Annotated in this window: 16 protein-coding genes; 4 read left to right on the top strand and 12 right to left on the bottom strand. The window is 56.9% G+C overall.

Translation table 11 applies throughout. From position 1 onward, the window contains the following. Positions 1-15: 15 nt before the first annotated feature. The 6 genes from argR to acs all read right to left on the bottom strand — a co-directional run bounded on the left by argR (position 16) and on the right by acs (position 6,821). The gene (argR, locus tag AC1RS8_RS14650) at positions 16-996 is read right to left on the bottom strand and encodes a transcriptional regulator ArgR (RefSeq protein WP_057713608.1); all 981 of its coding nucleotides are present in this window, start codon (positions 994-996) and stop codon (positions 16-18) included. Between the two features lie 113 nt (positions 997-1,109). After that, positions 1,110-1,874 carry an ABC transporter ATP-binding protein gene (locus tag AC1RS8_RS14645; RefSeq protein ID WP_057713607.1) on the bottom strand — a complete coding sequence of 255 codons (765 nt, stop codon included), beginning with the start codon at positions 1,872-1,874 and terminating at the stop codon, positions 1,110-1,112. Positions 1,875-1,910: 36 nt separating this feature from the next. After that, positions 1,911-2,609, bottom strand: a complete 699-nt coding sequence (locus AC1RS8_RS14640; protein WP_056724135.1) for an ABC transporter permease — start codon at positions 2,607-2,609, stop codon at positions 1,911-1,913. Then, entirely contained in the window at positions 2,606-3,295 is a 690-nt protein-coding gene (locus AC1RS8_RS14635) for an ABC transporter permease (RefSeq protein WP_015096506.1), read from the bottom strand. The genes AC1RS8_RS14640 and AC1RS8_RS14635 overlap by 4 nt, the downstream gene beginning before the upstream one ends. A gap of 91 nt (positions 3,296-3,386) precedes the next feature. Beyond that, entirely contained in the window at positions 3,387-4,163 is a 777-nt protein-coding gene (locus AC1RS8_RS14630; RefSeq protein ID WP_056724133.1) for an ABC transporter substrate-binding protein, read from the bottom strand. A 702-nt stretch (positions 4,164-4,865) separates the two neighbouring features. After that, positions 4,866-6,821 (bottom strand): acetate--CoA ligase, encoded by a 1,956-nt coding sequence (gene acs, locus AC1RS8_RS14625; protein ID WP_154860380.1) that lies wholly within the window; start codon positions 6,819-6,821, stop codon positions 4,866-4,868. Positions 6,822-7,275: 454 nt separating this feature from the next. On the opposite strand from acs, the gene AC1RS8_RS14620 reads away from it, so the two are divergent. From AC1RS8_RS14620 to AC1RS8_RS14610, 3 genes are all read left to right on the top strand, one after another. Beyond that, positions 7,276-7,539 (top strand): DUF2790 domain-containing protein, encoded by a 264-nt coding sequence (locus tag AC1RS8_RS14620; protein ID WP_057713604.1) that lies wholly within the window; start codon positions 7,276-7,278, stop codon positions 7,537-7,539. 190 nt (positions 7,540-7,729) lie between these two features. Then, positions 7,730-8,083 carry a hypothetical protein gene (locus tag AC1RS8_RS14615; protein WP_154860381.1) on the top strand — a complete coding sequence of 118 codons (354 nt, stop codon included), beginning with the start codon at positions 7,730-7,732 and terminating at the stop codon, positions 8,081-8,083. 527 nt (positions 8,084-8,610) lie between these two features. After that, the gene (locus AC1RS8_RS14610; RefSeq protein ID WP_057713602.1) at positions 8,611-9,858 is read left to right on the top strand and encodes a ribonucleotide-diphosphate reductase subunit beta; all 1,248 of its coding nucleotides are present in this window, start codon (positions 8,611-8,613) and stop codon (positions 9,856-9,858) included. A 171-nt stretch (positions 9,859-10,029) separates the two neighbouring features. On the opposite strand, the gene AC1RS8_RS14605 is transcribed toward AC1RS8_RS14610, so the two are convergent. From AC1RS8_RS14605 to dcm, 4 genes are all read right to left on the bottom strand, one after another. Further along, complete coding sequence (locus AC1RS8_RS14605; RefSeq protein WP_493162933.1) at positions 10,030-10,998, bottom strand: HNH endonuclease; 969 nt, start codon at positions 10,996-10,998, stop codon at positions 10,030-10,032. A gap of 47 nt (positions 10,999-11,045) precedes the next feature. After that, the gene (locus tag AC1RS8_RS14600; RefSeq protein ID WP_493162931.1) at positions 11,046-12,296 is read right to left on the bottom strand and encodes a type II restriction endonuclease; all 1,251 of its coding nucleotides are present in this window, start codon (positions 12,294-12,296) and stop codon (positions 11,046-11,048) included. Next, positions 12,257-12,709, bottom strand: a complete 453-nt coding sequence (locus AC1RS8_RS14595) for a very short patch repair endonuclease (protein WP_493162975.1) — start codon at positions 12,707-12,709, stop codon at positions 12,257-12,259. Before AC1RS8_RS14595 ends, AC1RS8_RS14600 begins: the two co-directional genes overlap by 40 nt. A gap of 194 nt (positions 12,710-12,903) precedes the next feature. Next, positions 12,904-14,340: a DNA (cytosine-5-)-methyltransferase gene (gene dcm / locus AC1RS8_RS14590; RefSeq protein WP_493162929.1), complete on the bottom strand. Its 1,437-nt coding sequence runs from the start codon at positions 14,338-14,340 to the stop codon at positions 12,904-12,906. 576 nt (positions 14,341-14,916) lie between these two features. On the opposite strand from dcm, the gene AC1RS8_RS14585 reads away from it, so the two are divergent. Further along, positions 14,917-15,426, top strand: coding sequence for a BRO-N domain-containing protein (locus AC1RS8_RS14585; RefSeq protein ID WP_489339098.1), 510 nt, complete (start codon positions 14,917-14,919; stop codon positions 15,424-15,426). Positions 15,427-15,621: 195 nt separating this feature from the next. Here AC1RS8_RS14585 and AC1RS8_RS14580 read toward each other — a convergent pair whose 3' ends face one another. Both AC1RS8_RS14580 and AC1RS8_RS14575 read right to left on the bottom strand, forming a co-directional pair. Further along, positions 15,622-19,125 carry an alkaline phosphatase family protein gene (locus AC1RS8_RS14580; RefSeq protein WP_489339099.1) on the bottom strand — a complete coding sequence of 1,168 codons (3,504 nt, stop codon included), beginning with the start codon at positions 19,123-19,125 and terminating at the stop codon, positions 15,622-15,624. A gap of 44 nt (positions 19,126-19,169) precedes the next feature. Next, positions 19,170-20,960 (bottom strand): SulP family inorganic anion transporter, encoded by a 1,791-nt coding sequence (locus AC1RS8_RS14575; protein ID WP_489339100.1) that lies wholly within the window; start codon positions 20,958-20,960, stop codon positions 19,170-19,172. Between the last annotated feature and the right edge of the window lie 80 nt (positions 20,961-21,040).

Here is a 21,040-nt window from a genome sequence, read left to right as displayed (position 1 = left end):
GGGATCAGGTGCTGATCACCCGCGTTCCGGCGGCACCGATGACAATTCGAACGGGCTGCTGCTGCGCCGCTGGTTGCGATCTTCCCGCGGCGTGGCACCGAAGAAATTGCGGTAGGCGCTGGAGAAATGCGGCCCCGAGGAGAAGCCACAGGACAGGCCGATCTGGATGATCGACTTGCTGGTTTGCATCAACATCTGCCGGGCCTTGTTCAGGCGCAGTTCCAGGTAATACTGGCTCGGCACGCGGTTGAGGTATTGCTTGAAGATCCGCTCCAGCTGCCGACGGGATACGCACACGTGCTGGGCGATTTCGTCGGTGGTCAGCGGTTCTTCGATGTTGGCTTCCATGAGCAACACTGCTTGTGTGAGCTTCGGATGGCTGGAACCCAGGCGGTTCTGCAACGGAATGCGCTGGCGCTCGCCGCCCTCGCGGATGCGTTCGACCACCAGTTCTTCGGACACCGCACCGGCCAGTTCCGCACCGTGATCGCGGGCCAGCACGGCCAGCAACAAGTCGAGCACCGACATCCCGCCGCACGCGGTCAGGCGATCGCGATCCCAGTCGAACAAGTGACTGGTGGCGATGACCTTCGGAAAGCGCTCGGCGAAATCGTCCTGCCAGCGCCAATGCACAGCCGCGCGATAACCGTCGAGCAAACCCAACTGCGCCAGCGGGTAAACACCGGCCGACAGACCGCCGATCACGCAACCGGAACGCACCAGTTGCTTGAGCGCACTGCTGAGCGCCGGCGCCAGTGTGGTCGGTGGTTCGTCAGCGAGCAGGAACAGTTTCTGGAAGTTTTCGAGCTTGCCGGTCCACGCCTCACCCGGCAATTGCCAGGCGCTTTCGCTCGGCGCTTCGGCCTGCAGGAACGACAGCTCGTAAACCACGTCCGGATGCACACGCTGGGCAACACGCAAGGCCTCCTCAGCCAGCGCAAGCGTCAGTGCTTTAGTGCTGGGCCAAATCAGGAAACCAATTCGATGGGCAGTCATGGTGGGCAATCCGAAACGAAAACAGTGTTAGAAGCCAAAAGCGGCTGCAACCAAATTAGACCATCTGGCGCGCGCTGCGCAGCATGGCCTAATTTGGTGCGTAACGGGAGCGATTACTTCAGGCTACCCGACAGGAATTGCTGCAGACGCTCGGATTGCGGGTTCACCAGCACTTCGCGCGGGTTACCGCTTTCTTCAACCACACCTTTGTGCAGGAACACCAACTGGTTCGACACTTCACGGGCAAAGCCCATTTCGTGGGTCACCACGACCATGGTCCGGCCTTCCTGGGCCAGAGCCTGCATGACTTTCAACACGTCGCCAACCAACTCCGGGTCGAGGGCCGAGGTCGGTTCGTCGAACAGCATCACCTCAGGTTCCATCGCCAGCGCACGGGCAATCGCCACGCGCTGCTGCTCGCCGCCGGACATGTGCCCAGGGTAAGCATCCTTGCGATGGGCCACGCCCACCTTGTTCAGGTAGTGTTCGGCCTTCTCGCGTGCTTCAGCCTTGGACACGCCCAGCACATGCACCGGCGCTTCCATGATGTTTTCCAGCGCGGTCATGTGCGACCACAGGTTGAAATGCTGGAACACCATCGACAGGCGCGAACGCATGCGTTGCAGCTGTTTCGGGTCGGCGGCCTTCAGCGCGCCGTCCTTGTTCGCCACCAGCTTCAGCTCTTCGTTGTTGAGCAGAATCCTGCCCGCGTGCGGCTGCTCCAGCAGGTTGATGCAGCGCAGGAAAGTACTTTTGCCGGAGCCACTGGAACCGATGATGCTGATCACATCGCCGGCTGCCGCTTTCAGGGACACGCCCTTGAGCACTTCGTGACTGCCATAGCGTTTATGCAGGTCTTGGACTTCAAGTTTGTACATGCTGTCGGTTCTCACAAAAACAGTCAGTCAGTGATATCAGTGCTTGCGCGGGGCCAGGTAGCCCAGCCAGCGGCGCTCGGCCATCTTGAACAGCTTCACCAGGATGAAGGTCAGGCACAGGTAGAATACGCCAGCGGTGATGTACGCCTCGAACGGCAGGTAGAACTGGGCGTTGACCGTGCGCGCGGCACCGGTGATGTCGATCAGGGTCACGATGGACGCCAGACTGGTGGTCTGCAGCATCATGATCACTTCGTTGCTGTACTGCGGCAGCGCGCGACGCAGGGCCGACGGCAGCAGGATGCGCTTGTACATCTTGACCCGCGACATGCCCATGGCCTTGGCCGCTTCGATCTCGCCGTTCGGCGTGGCGCGCAGGCTGCCGGCGATGATTTCGGCGGTGTAGGCGCTGGTGTTGATCGCGAACGCCAGGCACGCACAGAACGTTGCGCTGGACAGCCACGGCCAGAGGAAACTTTCCCGCACGGCTTCGAACTGCGCCAGACCGTAGTAGATCAAGAACAGCTGCACCAGCATCGGCGTGCCGCGGATCACGTAGGTGTAGAGCCAGGCCGACATGTTGACGACCGAGTTCTTCGAGACACGCATCAGGCCCAGCGGCAAGGCGCACAGCAAGCCGAAGAACAGCGACAGCGCGAGCAGTTTGAGGGTGGTCACCAGGCCGCCAAGGTACAGCGGCATGGCCTCCCAAATGACGTTGTAGTCGAAGATCATAGATCAGCCGCCCTTACGCCTACCGAGTAGCGCTTCTCAAGGTGACGCAATGCCAGCAACGACACACTGGTGATCACCAGGTACATCGCGGCTACTGCGAGGAAGAAGGTGAAAGGCTCGCGGGTGGCATCGGCCGCCTGCTTGGCCTTGAACATCATGTCTTGCAGACCCACCACCGAAATCAGCGCGGTAGCCTTGGTCAATACCAGCCAGTTGTTGGTGAAACCCGGAATCGCCAGGCGAATCATCTGTGGCACCAACACCCGGAAGAACACCTGAAAACTGCTCATGCCGTAGGCCATGCCGGCTTCGGCCTGACCCTTGGGGATCGCCATGAAGGCGCCACGGAAGGTTTCCGACAGGTACGCACCGAAGATGAAGCCCAGGGTGCCGATACCGGCCGCCAACGGGTTCAGGTCGATGTACTCGTCAAAGCCGAGCAGCGGTGCGACGCGGTTGAGCAGGTCCTGGCCGCCGTAGAAAATCAGCAGGATCAGCACCAGGTCGGGAATACCGCGGATCACCGTGGAATACAGGTCGCCCAGCCAGGCCAGCCAGCGCACCGGCGACAGACGCAGTGCCACGCCGATCAGGCCCAGAACGATGGCCATGGCCATGGACGACAAGGCGAGCTGAAGCGTCAGCCAAGCGCCATCGAGGATGACAGCCCCGTAGCCTTTCAACATGATTCAGGTCCTCGAAAGTTGGGATGAAAAAATGGCGCAAACCTCAGAGATCCTGTTGCTTGCGCCATTTCGGACTTGTCGCTGGGACGAATTACTTGCCGTAGATATCGAAGGCGAAGTACTTGTCCTGGATTTGCTTGTACTTGCCGTTCGCACGAATGGCTGCGATGGCGTTGTTGAGCTTGTCCAGATCTTCCTTGTCGCCCTTGCGCACCGCGATACCTACGCCGTCGCCGAAGTATTTGACGTCGGTGAACGCAGGGCCGACGAAGGCGAAGCCTTTACCGGCATCGGTTTTCAGGAAGCCGTCATCCAAAAGCGTAGCGTCTGCCACGGTGCCGTCGAGGCGGCCGGCGGCCACGTCGAGGTAAATTTCGTTCTGCGAACCGTAAGGCTTGATCTCGGCACCCAGCGGGGCCAGGACCTCGCGGGCGAAACGCTCGTGGATCGAACCACGCTGCACGCCGATGTTCTTGCCCTTGAGCTCGGTCAGGCCTTCGCTGACCTGAGTGCCGGCCTTCATGACCAGGCGAGCCGGAGTGTTGTAGTACTTGTTGGTGAAGTCCACGGACTTCTTGCGATCTTCAGTGATCGACATGGATGACAGGATCGCGTCGATCTTGCGCACTTTAAGCGCTGGGATCAGGCCGTCGAACTCTTGCTCGACCCACACGCACTTGACCTTCATTTCTTCGCACAGCGCGTTGCCGATGTCGTAGTCGAAACCAACGATGCTGCCATCCGGCGCCTTGGACGCGAACGGAGGGTAAGCCGCCTCGATACCGATTTTCAGAGGTTTTTCATCGGCGAAGGTTGGCAAGGACAGCACGGACAGTGCCAGGGCGCCAAGCAGCACGAGTTTCTTCATCTTGGGACTCCATCGGTAAAGGGCAAAAACGGCAGAGTGAGCGACAGCCCAATATGCGAATGAGTGGAACCAGAAAGCAGTGCTGCGTCCTGGGAAGCGGGTGTTGAAATTCAACACGAGCAACGACGAGCGAGTGATCGGCATTCTAACGACAGGCCCGAGGCCGATATTTCTTCAATGCGACAACTAATTACAGAAGCACCGAGAAAGCCGTTTTAGCACGTTGACAGCCCTGCAAAATCATGCAAGAGCAAAAGATAGTGAACCGATCTATGTTGCAAATTGCGGGCCTATTATTGGCAAACCCTTCTAATCCGGCAAGCGCAGTGTAGCGGCTTATTTTTTTGAGGCGCATTTCAGGGCCGGATTTAAGCACTGGCGTTTCCCAATGCCCCGTATTGGCGCGATGCGGTTACACATTCAGTAACCTGAAAGAACGCAGGTAACAGTAGGAAAATGCCGACAGATTATCCCGATAATTATTGGTAGATGTTGCTGTAGCGCCTGCTAAACCGCTATCGCGAGCAAGCCCGCTCCCACAATGGTTTTGTGTCGAACGCAAATATCGCACTCACCACAGATCCCCTGTGGGAGCGAGCTTGCTCGCGATGAGGCCAGCCCAACCAACACAAAACCCAGGCACAAAAAAGCCCCGCCAGGCTCAACACCTGACAGGGCGTTTAAGTGACTCAGAACCGCCGCTTACGCGACATTCATGGTCTTGTGGGTATCAATCAAATGCTGCACCACACTCGGATCAGCCAGGGTGGAAATATCACCCAACCCCTCATATTCAGCCGTGGCAATCTTGCGCAGAATCCGGCGCATGATCTTGCCCGAACGAGTCTTCGGCAGCCCCGGCGCCCACTGAATCACATCCGGTGAAGCAATCGGGCCGATCTCCTTGCGCACCCAGTTTTTCAGTTCCAGGCGCAGCTGCTCGTTCGGCTCTTCACCGTTCTTAAGGGTGACATAGACATAAATGCCCTGCCCCTTGATGTCGTGCGGCACACCGACCACAGCGGCTTCGGCGACTTTCGGGTGCGCGACCATCGCGCTTTCGATCTCGGCGGTGCCCATGCGGTGGCCGGACACGTTGAGCACGTCGTCCACGCGACCGGTGATCCAGTAGTAACCATCGGCATCGCGACGGGCGCCGTCACCGGTGAAGTACATGCCACGGAAGGTCTTGAAGTAGGTGTCGACGAAGCGGTCATGGTCGCCAAACAGCGTACGCGCCTGGCCTGGCCACGAATCGAGAATCACCAGATTGCCCTCGGCCTCGCCTTCGACGATGTTGCCCAGGTTGTCCACCAGGGCCGGCACCACGCCGAAGAACGGACGCGCCGCAGAGCCCGGCTTGAGCGCATGAGCGCCCGGCAGGGGGCTCATCATGTTGCCGCCGGTTTCGGTCTGCCACCAGGTGTCGACGATCGGGCAACGGGACTTGCCGACGTTCTTGTAGTACCAATCCCAGGCTTCCGGGTTGATCGGCTCGCCCACCGAACCCAACAGGCGCAGGCTGCTGCCATCGGCGCCTTCAACGGCGGCGGTGCCGGAGGCCATCATGGCGCGGATCGCGGTCGGTGCGGTGTAGAGGATGTTGACCTTGTGCTTGTCGACGATCTTCGCCACCCGGGTGATGTCCGGGTAGTTCGGCACGCCTTCGAACAGCAGCGTGGTCGCGCCATTGGCCAGCGGGCCGTAGACGATGTAGCTGTGGCCGGTGACCCAGCCGACGTCGGCGGTGCACCAGTAGATTTCACCCGGGCGGTAGTCGAACACGCGCTCGTGGGTCATGGCCGCGTACAACAGGTAGCCGCCGGTGGTGTGCTGCACGCCCTTCGGCTTGCCAGTGGAGCCGGAGGTGTAAAGGATGAACAGCGCTTCTTCGGCGCCCATTTCTTTCGGCGCACACACGGTGCCGGCCACTTTCATCAGGTCCTCGAACCAGATGTCGCGATGCTGGTTCCACTTGATGTCGCCACCGGTGCGCTTGCACACGATGACTTTCTGGATGCTGCTGGTTTCCGGGTTGGTCAGCGCGTCGTCGACGTTGGCCTTGAGCGGGATCTTCTTGCCGGCACGAATGCCTTCGTCGGCAGTGATCACCACTTTGGATTTGCAGTCGATGATGCGACCGGCCAGGGCTTCCGGCGAGAAACCGCCGAACACCACCGAGTGAATCGCGCCGATCCGGGTACAGGCCAGCATGGCGACCACGGCTTCGGGGATCATCGGCATATAGATAGTCACCACGTCGCCGCGGTGTACGTCCTGACCACGCAGGGCGTTGGCGAACTTGCACACTTGCTCGTGCAGTTCACGGTAAGTGATGTTGCGGCTTTCGGCAGGGTCATCGCCCTCCCAGATGATCGCGACCTGATCGCCGCGCTCGGCCAGATGACGGTCCAGGCAGTTGTAGGAAACGTTCAGGGTGCCGTCGGCGAACCATTTGATGTCGACATGGTGATCGTCGAAGGAAGTCTGCTTCACCGTGGTGAAAGGCTTGATCCAGTCAAGGCGCTTGGCTTGCTCGCGCCAGAAGCCGTCGGGGTTGACGACCGACTGCTGGTACATCGCCTTGTAGGTCGCCTCGTCGGTCAGCGTGTTAGCCAGAACCTCGGGACGAACGGGATACAGGGAAGCCGCACTCATCTTTCTTACCTCGGTGGAATAGTTGTTTTTGTATGACCCTGTTTTAGCCGGGCCGGGGCTATAGAACCATTCGACGATGGTAGTAACAAGTCCCTACAAAATGTCGTGAAAAACCGTCAACCCCACTACCGCCGCGGTACCTGTGGGAGCGAGCTTGCTCGCGATGGTCGTCAACGATAACGCACCCAATCTGACACCCCGCAGTGCAAATTCGCGCCTACAAAAGAAGAGGTTATTCAGGGATTGTTACAGGATCTGTCAAAAGTGTTTATCAAAACCACGCCTATATGGACGAAGCGTCGACGCCTAAAATCAGCCACGCCAACAAGGCAACCTGATTAACCAAGTTGCAGCCCCCACGAAGGCAGTTAATCAAATCCCTGATACCGAAGCTCCACACGCAATCCCAAAAAGATTGCGTGCCCCCTTTCGACCTCCAAAAGGTAAATTTCAAATGAAAGCTTTATTGGTTCTGGCCCTCAGCAGTCTGTGCGCAACCGCCATGGCAAACGAGGTCCCGACTGATGTCGCGCAGCAACAACCAGCAATAGAGGAATACACCTACTCCACCCACCTGGACATCGCCAAAGTGATCTCCATGAGCGAAGCCCCGAACGTGTGTGAAGTTGTGCCGATGAAAATGGAATACGAAGACTCCCACGGCCAACGACATATCCTGCGCTACAGCATGATGGGCAATGGCTGCTCCAACGGCTGATCCCCTGCTTCACCCCTCCCCCCAAAAGGTTCGACCCACCCGCCGCGATCAGGCAGATAAAGCGCCGAACCTTAATAATCGATTAATTCGATCGTTTTAAGCATTTATTTGCGCTTTTTAATCGAAATGATCGGCATAGAATCAACTGCAACCCAAGACAAACAACACCCACGAATCTGGAGCAACGACCATGAAAACCCAACTGATCCTCGCCCTGACCCTCTCCGTCCTGGCAGCCAACACCTTCGCCGCCGATGGTTACGACCGCACCGGCTCTGCCGTTTACACCAGTGAAGCGGCTGTCGCTTCCGACGGTTCCGACCACACCGGCGCCGCCCGCCTCGCTGCCGATGGTGCCGATCACGTCGGTGCAGGCAAACTGGCTTCCGATGGCTCTGACCACACCGGCGCAGCCCGTCTAGCCGCCGATGGTGCCGATCACGTCGGTGCAGGCAAACTGGCCTCCGACGGTTCTGACCACACCGGCGCAGCCCGCCTCGCCGCCGATGGTGCCGATCACGTCGGTGCCGCTCGCCTGAGCTGATCCGCCTACGTGACTTCACAGCCCGACTTCGGTCGGGCTTAGTTGTGTCTGGAGCCTGAGAAAACCCCACCGAAACACAAGATGTAGTGAAAAAAGCCTTTTTTGGTCATTTCTTGAACAAAAATAATCCGAGGCAAAAAATTAAGAAAAAAAATCTTCCCCCGCCAACATCGTTCAAAGCCCTGTAAACCCTCACTCCGACCGAAAAACGGCCCCCGTCGACCGTTCCGTGAGCCATTTCGCCGCACCACAGCACGCAAAACTTCCCTATAATGCGGCCTTAAACGGGCCTGCAATATTCCCTTACAGGGACGAAAAGCCAGTCTGAAGCCCCGCACAAGCGATCAACGCTTGCTGCGCCCATCAGTGGCTCTCGGAACCCCGTACAAAATTCTGTTTGATGCCTGCGTATAGCTGCCGCAAAAAACGATTCCTTTAGATCCAACGCGGCCAGTAAGGCCGTGTGAAAAACCGACCTATCCAATTTCACACGGGCACACTGGCCCTCACGCAGGAGACGACACGTCATGCTGAGCTGGGACGAATTCGACAAAGAAGACACGGAAGTAGCAGTCAAGAGCGCCAACGCTGGCCACGCCACCGAAGCCAACATGGACCGTCTCGACAGCGCCGGCGGTGCCGCCGCCCTGGAAGCCCGTGCCGTGACCGCCACTGACTCCGCCGCCGTTGCCCGCGCCAAAGCTGCCCTGGATTCCCTCGACGTCGCCGAAGGCCTCGCCGAACTCGAAGGCGCCTCCGCCCGTGTCGCCGTTGACGAAAAGCGCATGATCAACTGCCGCGCCGACCTCAACCAACTCGTACCCTTCAAGTACGACTGGGCCTGGCAGAAGTACCTGGACGGCTGCGCAAACCACTGGATGCCGCAAGAAGTCAACATGACCGCCGACATCGCCCTCTGGAAAAACCCGGAAGGCCTGACCGACGACGAGCGCCGCATCGTGATGCGCAACCTCGGCTTCTTCTCCACCGCCGACTCCCTGGTTGCCAACAACCTGGTCCTGGCCGTGTACCGCCTGATCACCAACCCGGAATGCCGCCAGTACATCCTGCGCCAGGCCTTCGAAGAGGCGATCCACACCCACGCCTACCAGTACTGCATCGAATCGCTGGCCATGGATGAAGGCGAGATCTTCAACATGTACCACGAGATCCCGTCGGTCGCGAAAAAAGCCACCTGGGGCCTGAAATACACCCGCTCGATCTCCGATCCGAAGTTCGAAACCGGCACCGTCGAAACCGACAAGGAACTGCTGCGCAACCTGATCGCCTACTACTGCGTTCTGGAAGGCATCTTCTTCTACTGCGGCTTCACCCAGATCCTCTCCATGGGCCGCCGCAACAAAATGACCGGCGTCGCCGAGCAGTTCCAGTACATCCTGCGCGACGAATCCATGCACCTGAACTTCGGCATCGACGTGATCAACCAGATCAAAATCGAAAACCCGCATTTGTGGGATGCCGAGATGAAGGAAGAAGCTTCGCAGATGATTCTGCAGGGCACTCAGCTAGAGATTGAATACGCTCGTGACACCATGCCTCGCGGCGTGTTGGGTATGAACGCGGCGATGATGGAGGATTACCTCAAGTTCATCGCTAACCGTCGCCTGTCGCAGATCGGTTTGAAGGAAGAGTACCCAGGGACGACTAACCCGTTCCCTTGGATGAGCGAGATTATGGACTTGAAGAAAGAGAAGAATTTCTTTGAGACTCGGGTTATTGAGTATCAGACTGGTGGGGCTTTGAGCTGGGATTGATTCAAGAGTTCGTCGCCATTTGTCTGTTGTATTTTTGAATCGGCAAATCGGAAAAATCAAAAAAGCCCTGAACATGTTCAGGGCTTTTTTTAGGAGAAGAGTACAAAGTTCGTAGCAGCCACATCATCGATACCACCTCCTCCCGAAAATTTTGGCTTACTAAAAAGCCGTTTAAGAAATCATCACATTACTCAGATGCCATGCGAATGCGTCGTCATGAACTCTAAAATATCCTACTGCATCCACTATGCGCCGACCAATTAACACACTTAACTGTGGATTCAGCTTCAATACAGTCTCTGACACTAAAATCTTTCGATTAATACCAACACCAAATAGCCCGTTATCAAAAGCCCAGTGATGTTTCTTGCATAAAGCAATACCATTCTGAACCTCATCAACTCCAAACTTTGAACGAGGAACGACATGTGCCGCTTCGATCTCATGCGCCCCAAGAGGCGAAATTAACGCCTCATTGCAAATTGCACACTGGCCATCATAAAGCTCTATAACATTCTTCCTGAAGGCAATAGAGCGGGCAACTCTATTAACTACGGCAGCAGTGCTTTTTGCGCCCGCCTCGAACAATTCAAACTTTGGCCTTGGTTGCAGACCGGCATATATAGCCCCCTCAATTTCTGCCTGAGTAACGGGAGGAGATTTAGCTAGTACTCCATAAGCCGTGGCTCCCAAAAAAACACTAAGCGCACTAGAAAAACTTGAACTAGTTTTTCTGACCAACGTAAGCCGGTAATGATTCTCTATAAATGTATGACGCTGAACGATCAGTAAATCACCAGCATTCGCCGGGTCGCGAATCGCCCCTAGCTGATCAGTAAGCCGATATTCAGGGGAGCGCATTCCTCCCCACGTTTGAAACTGATATCGAGTAACGACTGTTTTAAAATAGTGACTTTCAACAAACAGCTCAGCAGTAACACTACAGCTTCTGGTAGGTCTTTCTCGACTAGGTTTATTTTTATCTTCCGTAGTGAATAACTCCGGAAAAAATTTCGTGGCCTGCTTGAGAATTACAACACCACCCTGGTGTGCTTTTGACTTCCCTGCATCGCTTTTAGATAAAAATTTAAAGAATGGATTATCCCAGCACTCAGATGCCGCAAAGCAGTCTAAAAACATAAGTTTCTCTTTGAGATAAAAATGTTACGCATAAAAATAGCCACAAATTAACAACAATGTTTTTTTGTTATATCAATAAAACCCTCAAGCGCCATCAACCAGCTTCTCTGTGAATCTGAATAGGTCATTTGTATTTTTTGGGGAACTACAAGTTGCAGGCCGTGAGATTGCATTTCCATGGTTTGACTTTCGCTGATAGCCACCTCCATCGTAACCAAGTGTTTTTGAGGAATCCTGTGAGCCTCGCTCAAAACTTGACGCCAACGATCCTTACACGTTGTCTTTGCTCCTAGCATAAATAACTTCTCTGCAGGAAACTCAGAGTCACGATACTCAGCAAAGCCCGGGAATATGAAATCAGGTCTGGAGTTATTTTCGGTTGTTAAACCTTTGCCTCGCCCCTGTTGAAAGCGCAAACCGTGTAACCGGAAGATTTCATCCAGATGACCTTCAAATGCATGGCCCACCCTGGATTTCCGACGATTTTGCACGCTCAAAGAGAAACTGATGAACTCATCTACATCATCCCCTTTTTCGCCAAACCCATTGCGAAGCTGCTGTTGAACCAAATGTCGCTCGTAAATGCGAAAAAGCTTTTCTTCATGCTCCATCCAATCAAGGATGGTCTGATCGGGGCAACCTAAAGGATCGACCATTTCTTCAATGGATTTTCTTGCATAAACCGAAAATGCGGATGTCGTTGGAAAAGCCTTCCCACCAAACAAATGAACGAGCTGCTCAAGCCAAGCATCATCTCCCGTTTCAACTCGACTTACTTCAATCCCCAAGTCTTCCAGCATTAGCCGTAAGGGTAAAAGTAACTGCACGGAGTCCAGCGTTCCCGAGGTGAAGCTCTCACCTACGTGATCCAGACCGAACAGAAGCCGTAATTGGCTCTCAACCGTGCTACCTGCTGGCGTGAATATCATCAGCAATGAACCGTCACGCATTTTCGCTACCAGAAGAAAATCCCCTTCTTCGAGCAACTCGGTTACTGCATTCGTATTGTAATAGAGACGAAACTCAGCGCTTCGATGAGGTTGCTTTCGCCGACAATCGTACCAAGTGACCATCCCTTCGCTGATATCGGGCGCAACAGATTCATCCGTGAAATAAATCTGCTTGGCTTTGAATCGATACTCCTCGCTCTTCCCGGGAGTACCTAGGTATTGCTTGAATCCTGCAGCAGGAAGGCCGCCTATTTCGTGTTGATGAGAACGACCGGGATCTGCATCCACTGCGCTCAAATATTTGGCAGCTACACCTTCGAAGTAATCACTGATGCGGTCGCTGAACATGCGTTTTCGTCTATCTGTAAATATTCATTACCGTTTATCAGCCACTCAGCCATGAGGTCAATCAGTAAAAGGGATTTCTCTCGCTTCATTGACCTTACGGCGCACTCCCAAACGACAAGAACCCTCCAACCTTGGCTCAACAGGGATGTTTCATGGGATCGGTCTCTGATCTGATTTTTGCCGATTTTTTCCAACCAAAAATCTGGTTGCGTCTGGGGGAATTTGAAATATCGACAGGTGTGTCCATGCCAAAAGCAGCCGTGCACAAACACCACTGCGTTGTATTTTGGTAAGACCAGATCAGGTTTACCGGGGAGATGTTTAACGTGCAAGCGGAAGCGAAAGCCACGTGCATGCAAGGCTTTACGGATTAGAACCTCTGGTTTGGTATTTTTACCCTGAATGCCAGCCATCATTCGAGAGCGGGTTGCCACATCCACAATATCGACCAAAAAACCACCCCCATGCAATTAATAGCTGCACCCCTTTGTATACCTTAGGAGCGAGTGCTCTCAAGGCTGGATGTGAGCTATCCGATGCATTCGAGAATGTCGATCGACGCGCCGGAGCGCAAGCGCTCCGGACTTCCTGCTGGAGAGGTACCTCCTCACTCGGGAAGGGCAAACTCCAACTGTGGTCGCTCCGTGTCAGCAGTCTTTTCCTTTGCAGCCAAAATACGATCTTTCATAAGCCGAGCCACAGCTTCAAAAACCGGGACGGCAACCGAGTTACCAAATTGACGGTAAGCTTGGGTATCAGATACAGGGATCACAAAATTGCTTTCGCCCGGCTTGTCGAAGCCCATCAAGCGTGAGCACTCATGAGGAGTAAGCCTACGTGGCCGATTGATCTGATTCAGTTCACTGTTGAAATCCAGGCTTTCCAGAAAACCGCGGTCAACCAAAATCTCCGATCCATCCTTGTGGTATCTAGCGGAGAGCGTGCGCGCCACATCATTCGGACGAGTCAAACCAAAGCCAAAACCATTGCCTTTCTCGCGGTGTTTTTCGGCATACCGATAAAGGTAGTCCCAAAGCTTTGGTGTCAGGATGTACTTGCTGTCCACTTCCTTATCAAGCAAATCACCGAAGCTAGGTCGCTGCTTGGGTATCAGTTTGCTGATATCGCGTAGCGTGAAACCTTGGTGAACATTCAGGTCCCGACGGAAACCTACCAGCACAATTCGCTCGCGATGCTGTGGCAGGAAGTGTCGTGCATCAATGACTTTGGGATCTGTTCCCTTCGGCGCATTGACGTCGGCAACCTCATAGCCCAGTTCATCGAGAGCCTCGCAAATGATCCGGAACGTATTGCCCTTATCGTGACTTTTGAGGTTTTTCACGTTTTCAAGCAAGAACGCGGCTGGCCGCTTTGCTGCGATAATTCGAGCCACATCAAAAAATAGAGTGCCTTGGGTTTCACATTCGAAGCCGTGTTTGCGTCCCAAGGAATTTTTCTTGGAAACGCCAGCAAGGGAGAACGGCTGACATGGAAAACCTGCCAACAGGACATCGTGATCAGGGATCTCACGATCGATATTCTTATACGCCTCCTCGTCACTCACCTCGGGTTTGTCCGAAAGAGTGACCGACCGAATATCCAGATTGAAACTATGCCGAACCGGATCGCAGAAATGGTTCGCCTTGTAGGTTTTGACTGCGTATTTGTTCCACTCGGACGTGAACAGGCATTCGCCACCGATGGCTTCAAAACCTTTTCTGATGCCCCCGATACCGGCAAAAAGATCAATAAAGGTAAACGAAGGTTTATGGTTCAAACGCTTGGGTAAGAGAGCTTCCAGGCGAGTGAATTCGATATGAGAAAGCTTTGGTGAAGCTTTACCTTTGACCCAGCGATTTATGGTTTCACGACACCAGTGAGTAGGGCTGACATCGTTGAGAATTTCAGCGAGCTGACCCTGGTCATAGATTTCCAGCAGCTTATGAAGCAGTGCGAGATCAGTGGCTGGATGGGTATCTGTGTCATGGGAGCGCGAACTCATTTCACTCAAGGATTCAAAAGATGGTGTTTCAAAAAGATTCATGAGCCCGAGATCCTCTGGGTCAAAGCTGTGACGAATGATCACCATTCTAGCCCTTGAAACTTCAAAGTAAATGAAATTTCTTGCGTTCCCAAGCATTTGGGTTGATGACACACGACAGGGTTAGGGATAGGAATTTGCAAACACAAAATACTGTATATGCAGCCAGTCTAATTCACTCTTCGTCGTTGTCCAGCGATCCTTGTGTTCAGAAATTTATGTAACGAACTGTGGGTTGACGGAGCCATCTGATCCTCCTACCCTCGGCTCCGAGCCTAAGAAACTCTACAAACCAGAGCGGTCCTCCGCACCCGACAGTCATGCGGCTTTTTTTCGCCTGCGGTTTCTCTACGCCTGCGAGAAAATCCCCGTTATGTCGGGAGTGGGCGAATACAAGACCCGAAAGGGGAATATGTCCGGCCCGTCTCTGGTGGGTTTCTTAGCTCCCGACACCCTTAACGAATGCCCTAAGAAAGCAGCCAGAGGTAAAGGAAATGCCTGTCTATCCGACCTTCAAGATGAAGGTGAATCGCCGTACCCACAGATCCAGCAACGCGCTTCCGCTCCGGGAGGCACGCCATGCCTGAATCACTCAAATCCAGCCTTTTCACTCGTCACAACGTCCAGCTGCATGCCCTTCTTTTGGAGAACCAGGCGTGGTTTTGCGCTCATGATCTCGGGCGACTGATGGGCAAACACCTTGATGAGCGCGTGACGCGCAAGCTCGATGCGGATCAGAGGCAAATGATGCTGGTTGACCTCTATGGCGCCGCTAAAGAGCGTTTGATGGTGAGCGAGTCAGGTGTGTATGCGTTGTTGATTTATCACTACTGCCCTGAGAATCGATTGCTGCGAGAGTGGCTGACTCATCAGGTGGTGCCTGCGCTGCGTGATGCGCGGCCGTCGCGAATGGTGGAGCGCCCGACTTTGAGTGTGCTTGATTGGCCTAAGATGTCGCTCTGCATGTTGCATTGGCAGGATGAGCCGTGGATTCGGTTGCGGGATATGCCGTGTGTGTTGGCGGATGATTCTTTCAATCAACGTGAGTCTTGGTGGCGAAAGGCGTCACGGGTTATGCGCGGATTCTGATCTCTCGGCCGCCTCAAACAAACCGCTGCTTGAGTTGCAAACAGCGGATTTTGTTTAAGTGGCGTTTTAACTGACGCCATCGCGAGCAGGCTCGCTCCCACCAGGGTTCAGCGGCTGGCTTGGGAACGTCAGTGATATCAGGGCCGCAGGATTCTCCTGAGGCCCTTTTCTCTGCCTGTGATTGCGGTTACGAGATCACCTCCCCAACCCACTAATCCGCCAAGGACACACCGCCGCCCTCACCCCACTAGGCCCAACAATCTCCGGTGTCTGCCCCAACGACCTCGCACTCAACACACTCCCCACCCGTTCAATCAACTGATCAAACCCCAACGTTGCATCCTCCTGATGCAACTTGCGCAGTTGTTCGACCATGGCATAGGTGAAGGCGCCGTAGTGGTTGGAGCCCACCACATATTCGCTGGCCTTTTCGTTCTCCCGCGCGGCATAGAGCATCAGCGGCATGTAGGGACCGTGGTGGCCGTAGAGTTTGGTTTGGCGCAGCAGTTGGGCTTTTTTCTCGGGGCGCAGGCCGGTGGCGGCGCCTTGGGTGTTGCGGGTGCGGGTGAGGCCGCGGGTTTTGTTGTCTTGTTCGCTGAAGTCGCGGCGGTCGGCGTCGGTGGCGTAGACGCGGCGGTCCCAGTCGCCAGCGTAGGGGTCCCAGCGCAGCATGCGGTGGCGGATGTCGCTGGGTGGGGTGATGCCGCGCACGCGGCCGTTGCCGCGGGTCATGCCGCCGGCGTAGCAGCAGTCGAACATGACGGTGAGTTTGGCGCCGTGGCCGTCCGGGTCGAATGGCAGGTGGCTGTAGAACTGGCGGAACAGTTTGTCGGTGAAGTGGGTGCTTTCGTCGTCCCAGTCGAAGTCGTGGAGCACCAGGGTTTCGTCCATGCAGTCGGCTTCGCCGCTGCTGCTGTAGACCGGCAGCTGGGTGCCGTGGCCGGAGTAGAACAATACGCGCTCGTCGCCGGCACGGGCGCCTTCCACCAGCCATTCGAGGCGTTCGACGAAGTTGGCCCGGGTCGCTCGGGCGTCGTGCAGCAATCGGATGTCGCCGGCGTCGTAGCCGCTTTCCTGAAGCATGCGGCTGATCAGGTAGGTGTCGTTGATGCAGCCCTCGAGGCGTGCGCTCGGGTCGAGGTAGTCGTTGATGCCGACCACCAGGGCGCGACGTTTGCGTTGGCCGCTGCGGGACAGGAACGCCGGCACTTCCAGCGCTCGCGCCGCCACCACATCGCGGGCGAGTTGCGGCCACAGGCCGGTCTGGCTGGTGGGTGAGGACAAGTAGGCCTGGGCGGCGTGATTGAGGTCGAGCAGGTCATCGCGCAACGGCACGCTGAATTCGCTTTGCAGGTCGACCCGCGCTGAATCCGGCGAGGTAATTGGCCGGGTCAGCAAGCCGTCGTTGGGGTTGTGGAGGTGGAACCAGCGGCGGATGCCTCGGCCGTTGTCGCTCAGGCGCAGCACCCGCCCGCCCCACACTTCGCGCATCACCAGCGGCAGTGCGATCGGCGAGCCGAAGCTGACGAACACACGGCCATCGATGCGCTTGAGTGCCGTACCTTTTTTTGCCACCGAGCGGCGCAGGGCGTCATAGCCGATCAGGCTACCCAGCCCTTGAGCGAAGATGATCTGTGGATTGAATGCCTCGACCTTCGCCAACAGATGTTGAGTCAACGCCGTGCGCAACTCGGCGTCCTCGATCCATTGCACGATGGCGCCAACGGTGGTGCGCAACATCTGATTGACCGGCAGGCCCCAACTGCCGAAGTTGTCGTCGGCCTTGCCCCTGGCGTCGGCGCTCAGCATCGCCAGGCCTCGGGTGATCTGTGCGAAGTCCGGCCCCTCCTTGAGTTGCTCATCGAAGGACAGGAAGTCGATGTCCTGGTCATCGATGGGGCGACCGTTCTGCGCCAGTTGAGTACGGATCAAGATGCGCCATTGATCCTGCCAGTTCGCATCGATGCCGCCCTGCCCTTGGCCGGCTGGCGTGAACCCGACGCCAGGCAGGCACAGGACGCGCAGCCGTGTTGTTGCGACTTCCGCTCCCGGTTCTGCCGAGGCTTTGCTGGCAGGCACTGCAACGGGTCGAACGGCTTGACCTTGGGCGGTGACCATCAAATCCTGCAGGCGCCGCAGTTTCGCCTCCAGGCTGTCCGCACTGGGCGCGGCAGGCGTGAGCGCGGCCTGAGCCGGATCAGCCAGGGCGCGGCTGCGATTGCCGAGAAAACCGCTGACCCATTGGGCGCTGCTCTTCCAGATCTGCTCTGGATCGAGGCCGTCGAGGTAACCGGTGGCGCTGTCCACCACCTGCCGACTCTGGGTCGCCAGCTCCGACTCGATCAATGGCAACCCGACGCGACTGGGCACCGCAGTAGCCGCCAATTTTGGCGCAGCCGTTACGCCCGGTGCAGCGCGCCAGATGGGTGCATTGCCGAAATGCTGCGCGGCGATCACCCGTGGGCCGAGGGCACTGCGCGGCAATTTGAAGTGATCGCAAAGAAACGCCAGCAGGCTGGTGTGATCGTAATGCTGGGCCTGGACGCTGCCCGTCCAGGGAATCAAGCCTGGCTTGAGCCACGGCGAAGCCAGGATCGCCGGAACCCGAACGCCGAGGCGGGTGAATGGATTTTTCCATGGGACATCGGCCGTTGAACCGGTCGCCACGCAAGTCGGCGGCACCACGTGGTCATGGAAGCCGCCATGTTCGTCGTACAGCAGCACGAACAGGGTTTTGTTCCAGACAGCAGTGTTGGCCGACAAGGCATTGAACACCTCACCGACAAACTGATCGCCAAAGCGCAGGTCTTCAGGTGGATGATGCGACACATTGGGCCCGAGTTTGCCGTTGAGCAGGCCATAGCTCGGTTCGATCCAGGACAGTTCGGGGAGCCTGTTACCGGCGACGTCCGACTTGAAGTCGTCGAGGCTCAGGTGCTGCAAACCACCCTTGACCAACGCCGCCAGCGGGATCGCGCCATCGGAATAAATCCGCGCGTCGTGGCCGTTGTTGCGCAGCAGCGAAAAAATACTCTCGCCGCCGAATTGTGCGATCAGGCTTTTGATGCCGGCCAGCACCGTGCCCGTGGAGGGCATCAGCAGGTGACCATTGCAACTGCCGAGCATGGCAAAAAAACGGTTCGGCCAGGTGGGGCCTGGCACCGAGGAAAACCAGCGGTCGCACACGGTGAAGTTACGCGCCAATCCGTGGATGGCCGGCAGCGTATCCTTCGCTGGCGTGGCGCCGAACGGGATGTAGTTCATCGCCCGCTGGGCCATGGACTGCGACCAGGTCTTGTACACCTTCAGGTCGCTGCGGGCCTTGTCGTAGGCGTCCTGGGCAAAACCGGCGAGCGTAGGGTTGGCCGGGCTGGTCTTGAAGGAGACGCCCAGTTGTTTTTCTACGTTAACGAATTCGTGGCCAAGGTCGAAACCCTCGCTGTTGCCCGGCGGCAGCGCCGGAGGCAGAGGGGGCGGCGGTGCCCACAGGCTGTAGTTTTCCGGGAACTCCGACGCTTGAGTGATCACCGTCGAATTACCGTTGGCCAGCTTCAACGGGTTGGTGCTGGGCGCCTTGCGGTTGATACCGTCACACGCGGCATTGATGCTTGTGTAATCCCCCAGCAAATGGTCGAACGAACGGTTTTCCATCATCAGCACGACGACGTGCTCAATCCCTGCGGGCCAGTTGTTCGGCATGGTTCGCTCCTTGATGTGAAGTCTCTATTTCAATCTCGCGGGTTTCACGGCAATCCGTTCCCTTCATCTTCCCGCTCCCTGTAATCCACCCGATAATTCGCCACATAACTATCCACAGCCGTCCCAATCGTAGGAAAAAACGCCGTCTCCCCCAACCGTGCAAACAACCCAAACCGCTTCAGCTTGTCCTTCACCGGATCCTTCATCTCCGCAATGCACAACTCAATACCCGCCGCATGCAACGTGTCGTCCAGTTCGGCCAACATGTCGGCAGACGTCACATCGACACTGGTGACGGGCTCTGCGGCGACCACCAGCCAGCGCACGGGCGTGGGCGATGCCGCCACGGCGTCCAATACTTGGTCGTTGAACAGTTCGGCGTTGGCGAAAAACAAGGGGGCATCCCAGCGAAACAGGACCAGGCCGGGGATCAGGCGTGCGTCGGGGTAGCGTTTGATGTCGTGGTAGCCCTTGACCCCATCGGCGCGGCCCAATACTGCGGAGTACGGGCGCCAGCCGTCCCAGAGGAATTCTATGACGGCAATCACGATGGCCAGGCCGATGCCCTCGATGGCGCCGAACACGGCCACGCCGACGGTGCAGACGATCGATAGCCAGCACTCCCAGCGCTGGATGCGATAGATCCGTCGCAGGTCGGTGATCTCGATCAGGCCAATGGCCGAGGCGATCACGACTGCCGCCAGGGCGCTGGACGGTAGATGTTGCAGCAGGTCCGGTGCCACCACCAGTAGCAAGGCAACCGCCAGTGCGCCGACGACGCCGGTCATTTGGGTTTTGGCACCGGCGGCTTCGGCCACGGGCGTGCGTGACGAGCTGCTGCTGATCGGGAAGCCCTGGAAAAAACCGGCCGCCAGGTTGGCGATGCCGAGGCCCACCATTTCCTGGTTCGGGTTGACGTAGGTTCGGGTCCGCGCCGCATAGACGCGGGAGAGCACGCTGGTGTCGGCGAACGAGACGAGTGCGACGGCGCAACCGCCGATCAACACCGGGACGATGTCGGCGCTGGTGATCCAAGGGATGGCGAAACCCGGCAAGCCTTGGGGGAGCGAACCGAGAACCGACACACCGGCGCGTGTCGCAAGGTCGAGTACGCCCACGGCGACTGTCGCGCCAACCACGGCGATCAGGATGCCCGGCAGTCGCGGCCATCGTTTGAGCAGCAGGATCACCGCCAGGGTGAGCCCGCCCACCATGAAGGTGGTCCAGTTGACCTTTCCCTCCATCACCGCGGAGGCGATGGCCCCTATGTTGCTCAATGGGCCGCCGGATTCAATCGAAAAACCGAACAGCTTGGGCAACTGGCTGATCAATACGGTCAGTGCGATGCCGTTCATGTAGCCGTAGCGGATCGGTTTGGACAGCAGTTCGGTGATGAAACCCAGGCGCGCGATACCGGCCAGGATACACACCGCTCCCGAGACGATCGCCATCATCCCCGCCAGGGCGACGGCACGCTGCGGGTCGCCGCCGGAGAGTGGAATGATGACGGCAAGGATGACGGCCACCAGGGAGGAATCCGGCCCCATCACCAGAATTCGGCTGGGGCCGAACAAGGCATAGAACAGCAGCGGAACGATGGTCGCGTAGAGGCCATAAATGCCGGGCACGCCTGAAGCGACCGCATAGGCGATACCGACGGGCACCAGCATCGTGGTCAGCACCAGGCCGGCCACGATGTCGTAACGCAACCATGCCGGTTGGTATTCGCGCAGCATGCTCAGCCCCGGTACCCAACGGCGCCAGCCGGTCTGTTCATCCCGGCGAGCTATCCGGCCTGGCTCCGGGAGAGGGGGCGAAGCATCTGAATGGCTCATGAACCGCCCTCGTGGATGGACTGTGCAGGCTCGGCGATATCGAAGTGATCTGAGTGTAGCTATTGCTTCGAATGCGCCAT

Source organism: Pseudomonas sp. GW821-FHT12A04 (assembly GCF_058807755.1).
Note: the sequence above shows the minus strand (reverse complement) of the source record. Positions and strands in the feature narration are given on the sequence as shown.

Bases quoted from the DNA above. Each gene is read 5' to 3' on its own strand.
- AC1RS8_RS14600 (WP_493162931.1), bottom strand. From the start codon at position 12,296: ATGTTCAGCGACCGCATCAGTGATTACTTCGAAGGTGTAGCTGCCAAA.
- AC1RS8_RS14610 (WP_057713602.1), top strand. From the start codon at position 8,611: ATGCTGAGCTGGGACGAATTCGACAAAGAAGACACGGAAGTAGCAGTC.
- AC1RS8_RS14630 (WP_056724133.1), bottom strand. From the start codon at position 4,163: ATGAAGAAACTCGTGCTGCTTGGCGCCCTGGCACTGTCCGTGCTGTCC.
- AC1RS8_RS14575 (WP_489339100.1), bottom strand. From the start codon at position 20,960: ATGAGCCATTCAGATGCTTCGCCCCCTCTCCCGGAGCCAGGCCGGATA.
- AC1RS8_RS14645 (WP_057713607.1), bottom strand. From the start codon at position 1,874: ATGTACAAACTTGAAGTCCAAGACCTGCATAAACGCTATGGCAGTCAC.
- AC1RS8_RS14615 (WP_154860381.1), top strand. From the start codon at position 7,730: ATGAAAACCCAACTGATCCTCGCCCTGACCCTCTCCGTCCTGGCAGCC.
- AC1RS8_RS14585 (WP_489339098.1), top strand. From the start codon at position 14,917: ATGCCTGAATCACTCAAATCCAGCCTTTTCACTCGTCACAACGTCCAG.
- AC1RS8_RS14605 (WP_493162933.1), bottom strand. From the start codon at position 10,998: ATGTTTTTAGACTGCTTTGCGGCATCTGAGTGCTGGGATAATCCATTC.
- dcm (WP_493162929.1), bottom strand. From the start codon at position 14,340: ATGAATCTTTTTGAAACACCATCTTTTGAATCCTTGAGTGAAATGAGT.
- AC1RS8_RS14635 (WP_015096506.1), bottom strand. From the start codon at position 3,295: ATGTTGAAAGGCTACGGGGCTGTCATCCTCGATGGCGCTTGGCTGACG.
- AC1RS8_RS14620 (WP_057713604.1), top strand. From the start codon at position 7,276: ATGAAAGCTTTATTGGTTCTGGCCCTCAGCAGTCTGTGCGCAACCGCC.
- argR (WP_057713608.1), bottom strand. From the start codon at position 996: ATGACTGCCCATCGAATTGGTTTCCTGATTTGGCCCAGCACTAAAGCA.
- AC1RS8_RS14640 (WP_056724135.1), bottom strand. From the start codon at position 2,609: ATGATCTTCGACTACAACGTCATTTGGGAGGCCATGCCGCTGTACCTT.
- acs (WP_154860380.1), bottom strand. From the start codon at position 6,821: ATGAGTGCGGCTTCCCTGTATCCCGTTCGTCCCGAGGTTCTGGCTAAC.
- AC1RS8_RS14580 (WP_489339099.1), bottom strand. From the start codon at position 19,125: ATGCCGAACAACTGGCCCGCAGGGATTGAGCACGTCGTCGTGCTGATG.
- AC1RS8_RS14595 (WP_493162975.1), bottom strand. From the start codon at position 12,709: ATGGCTGGCATTCAGGGTAAAAATACCAAACCAGAGGTTCTAATCCGT.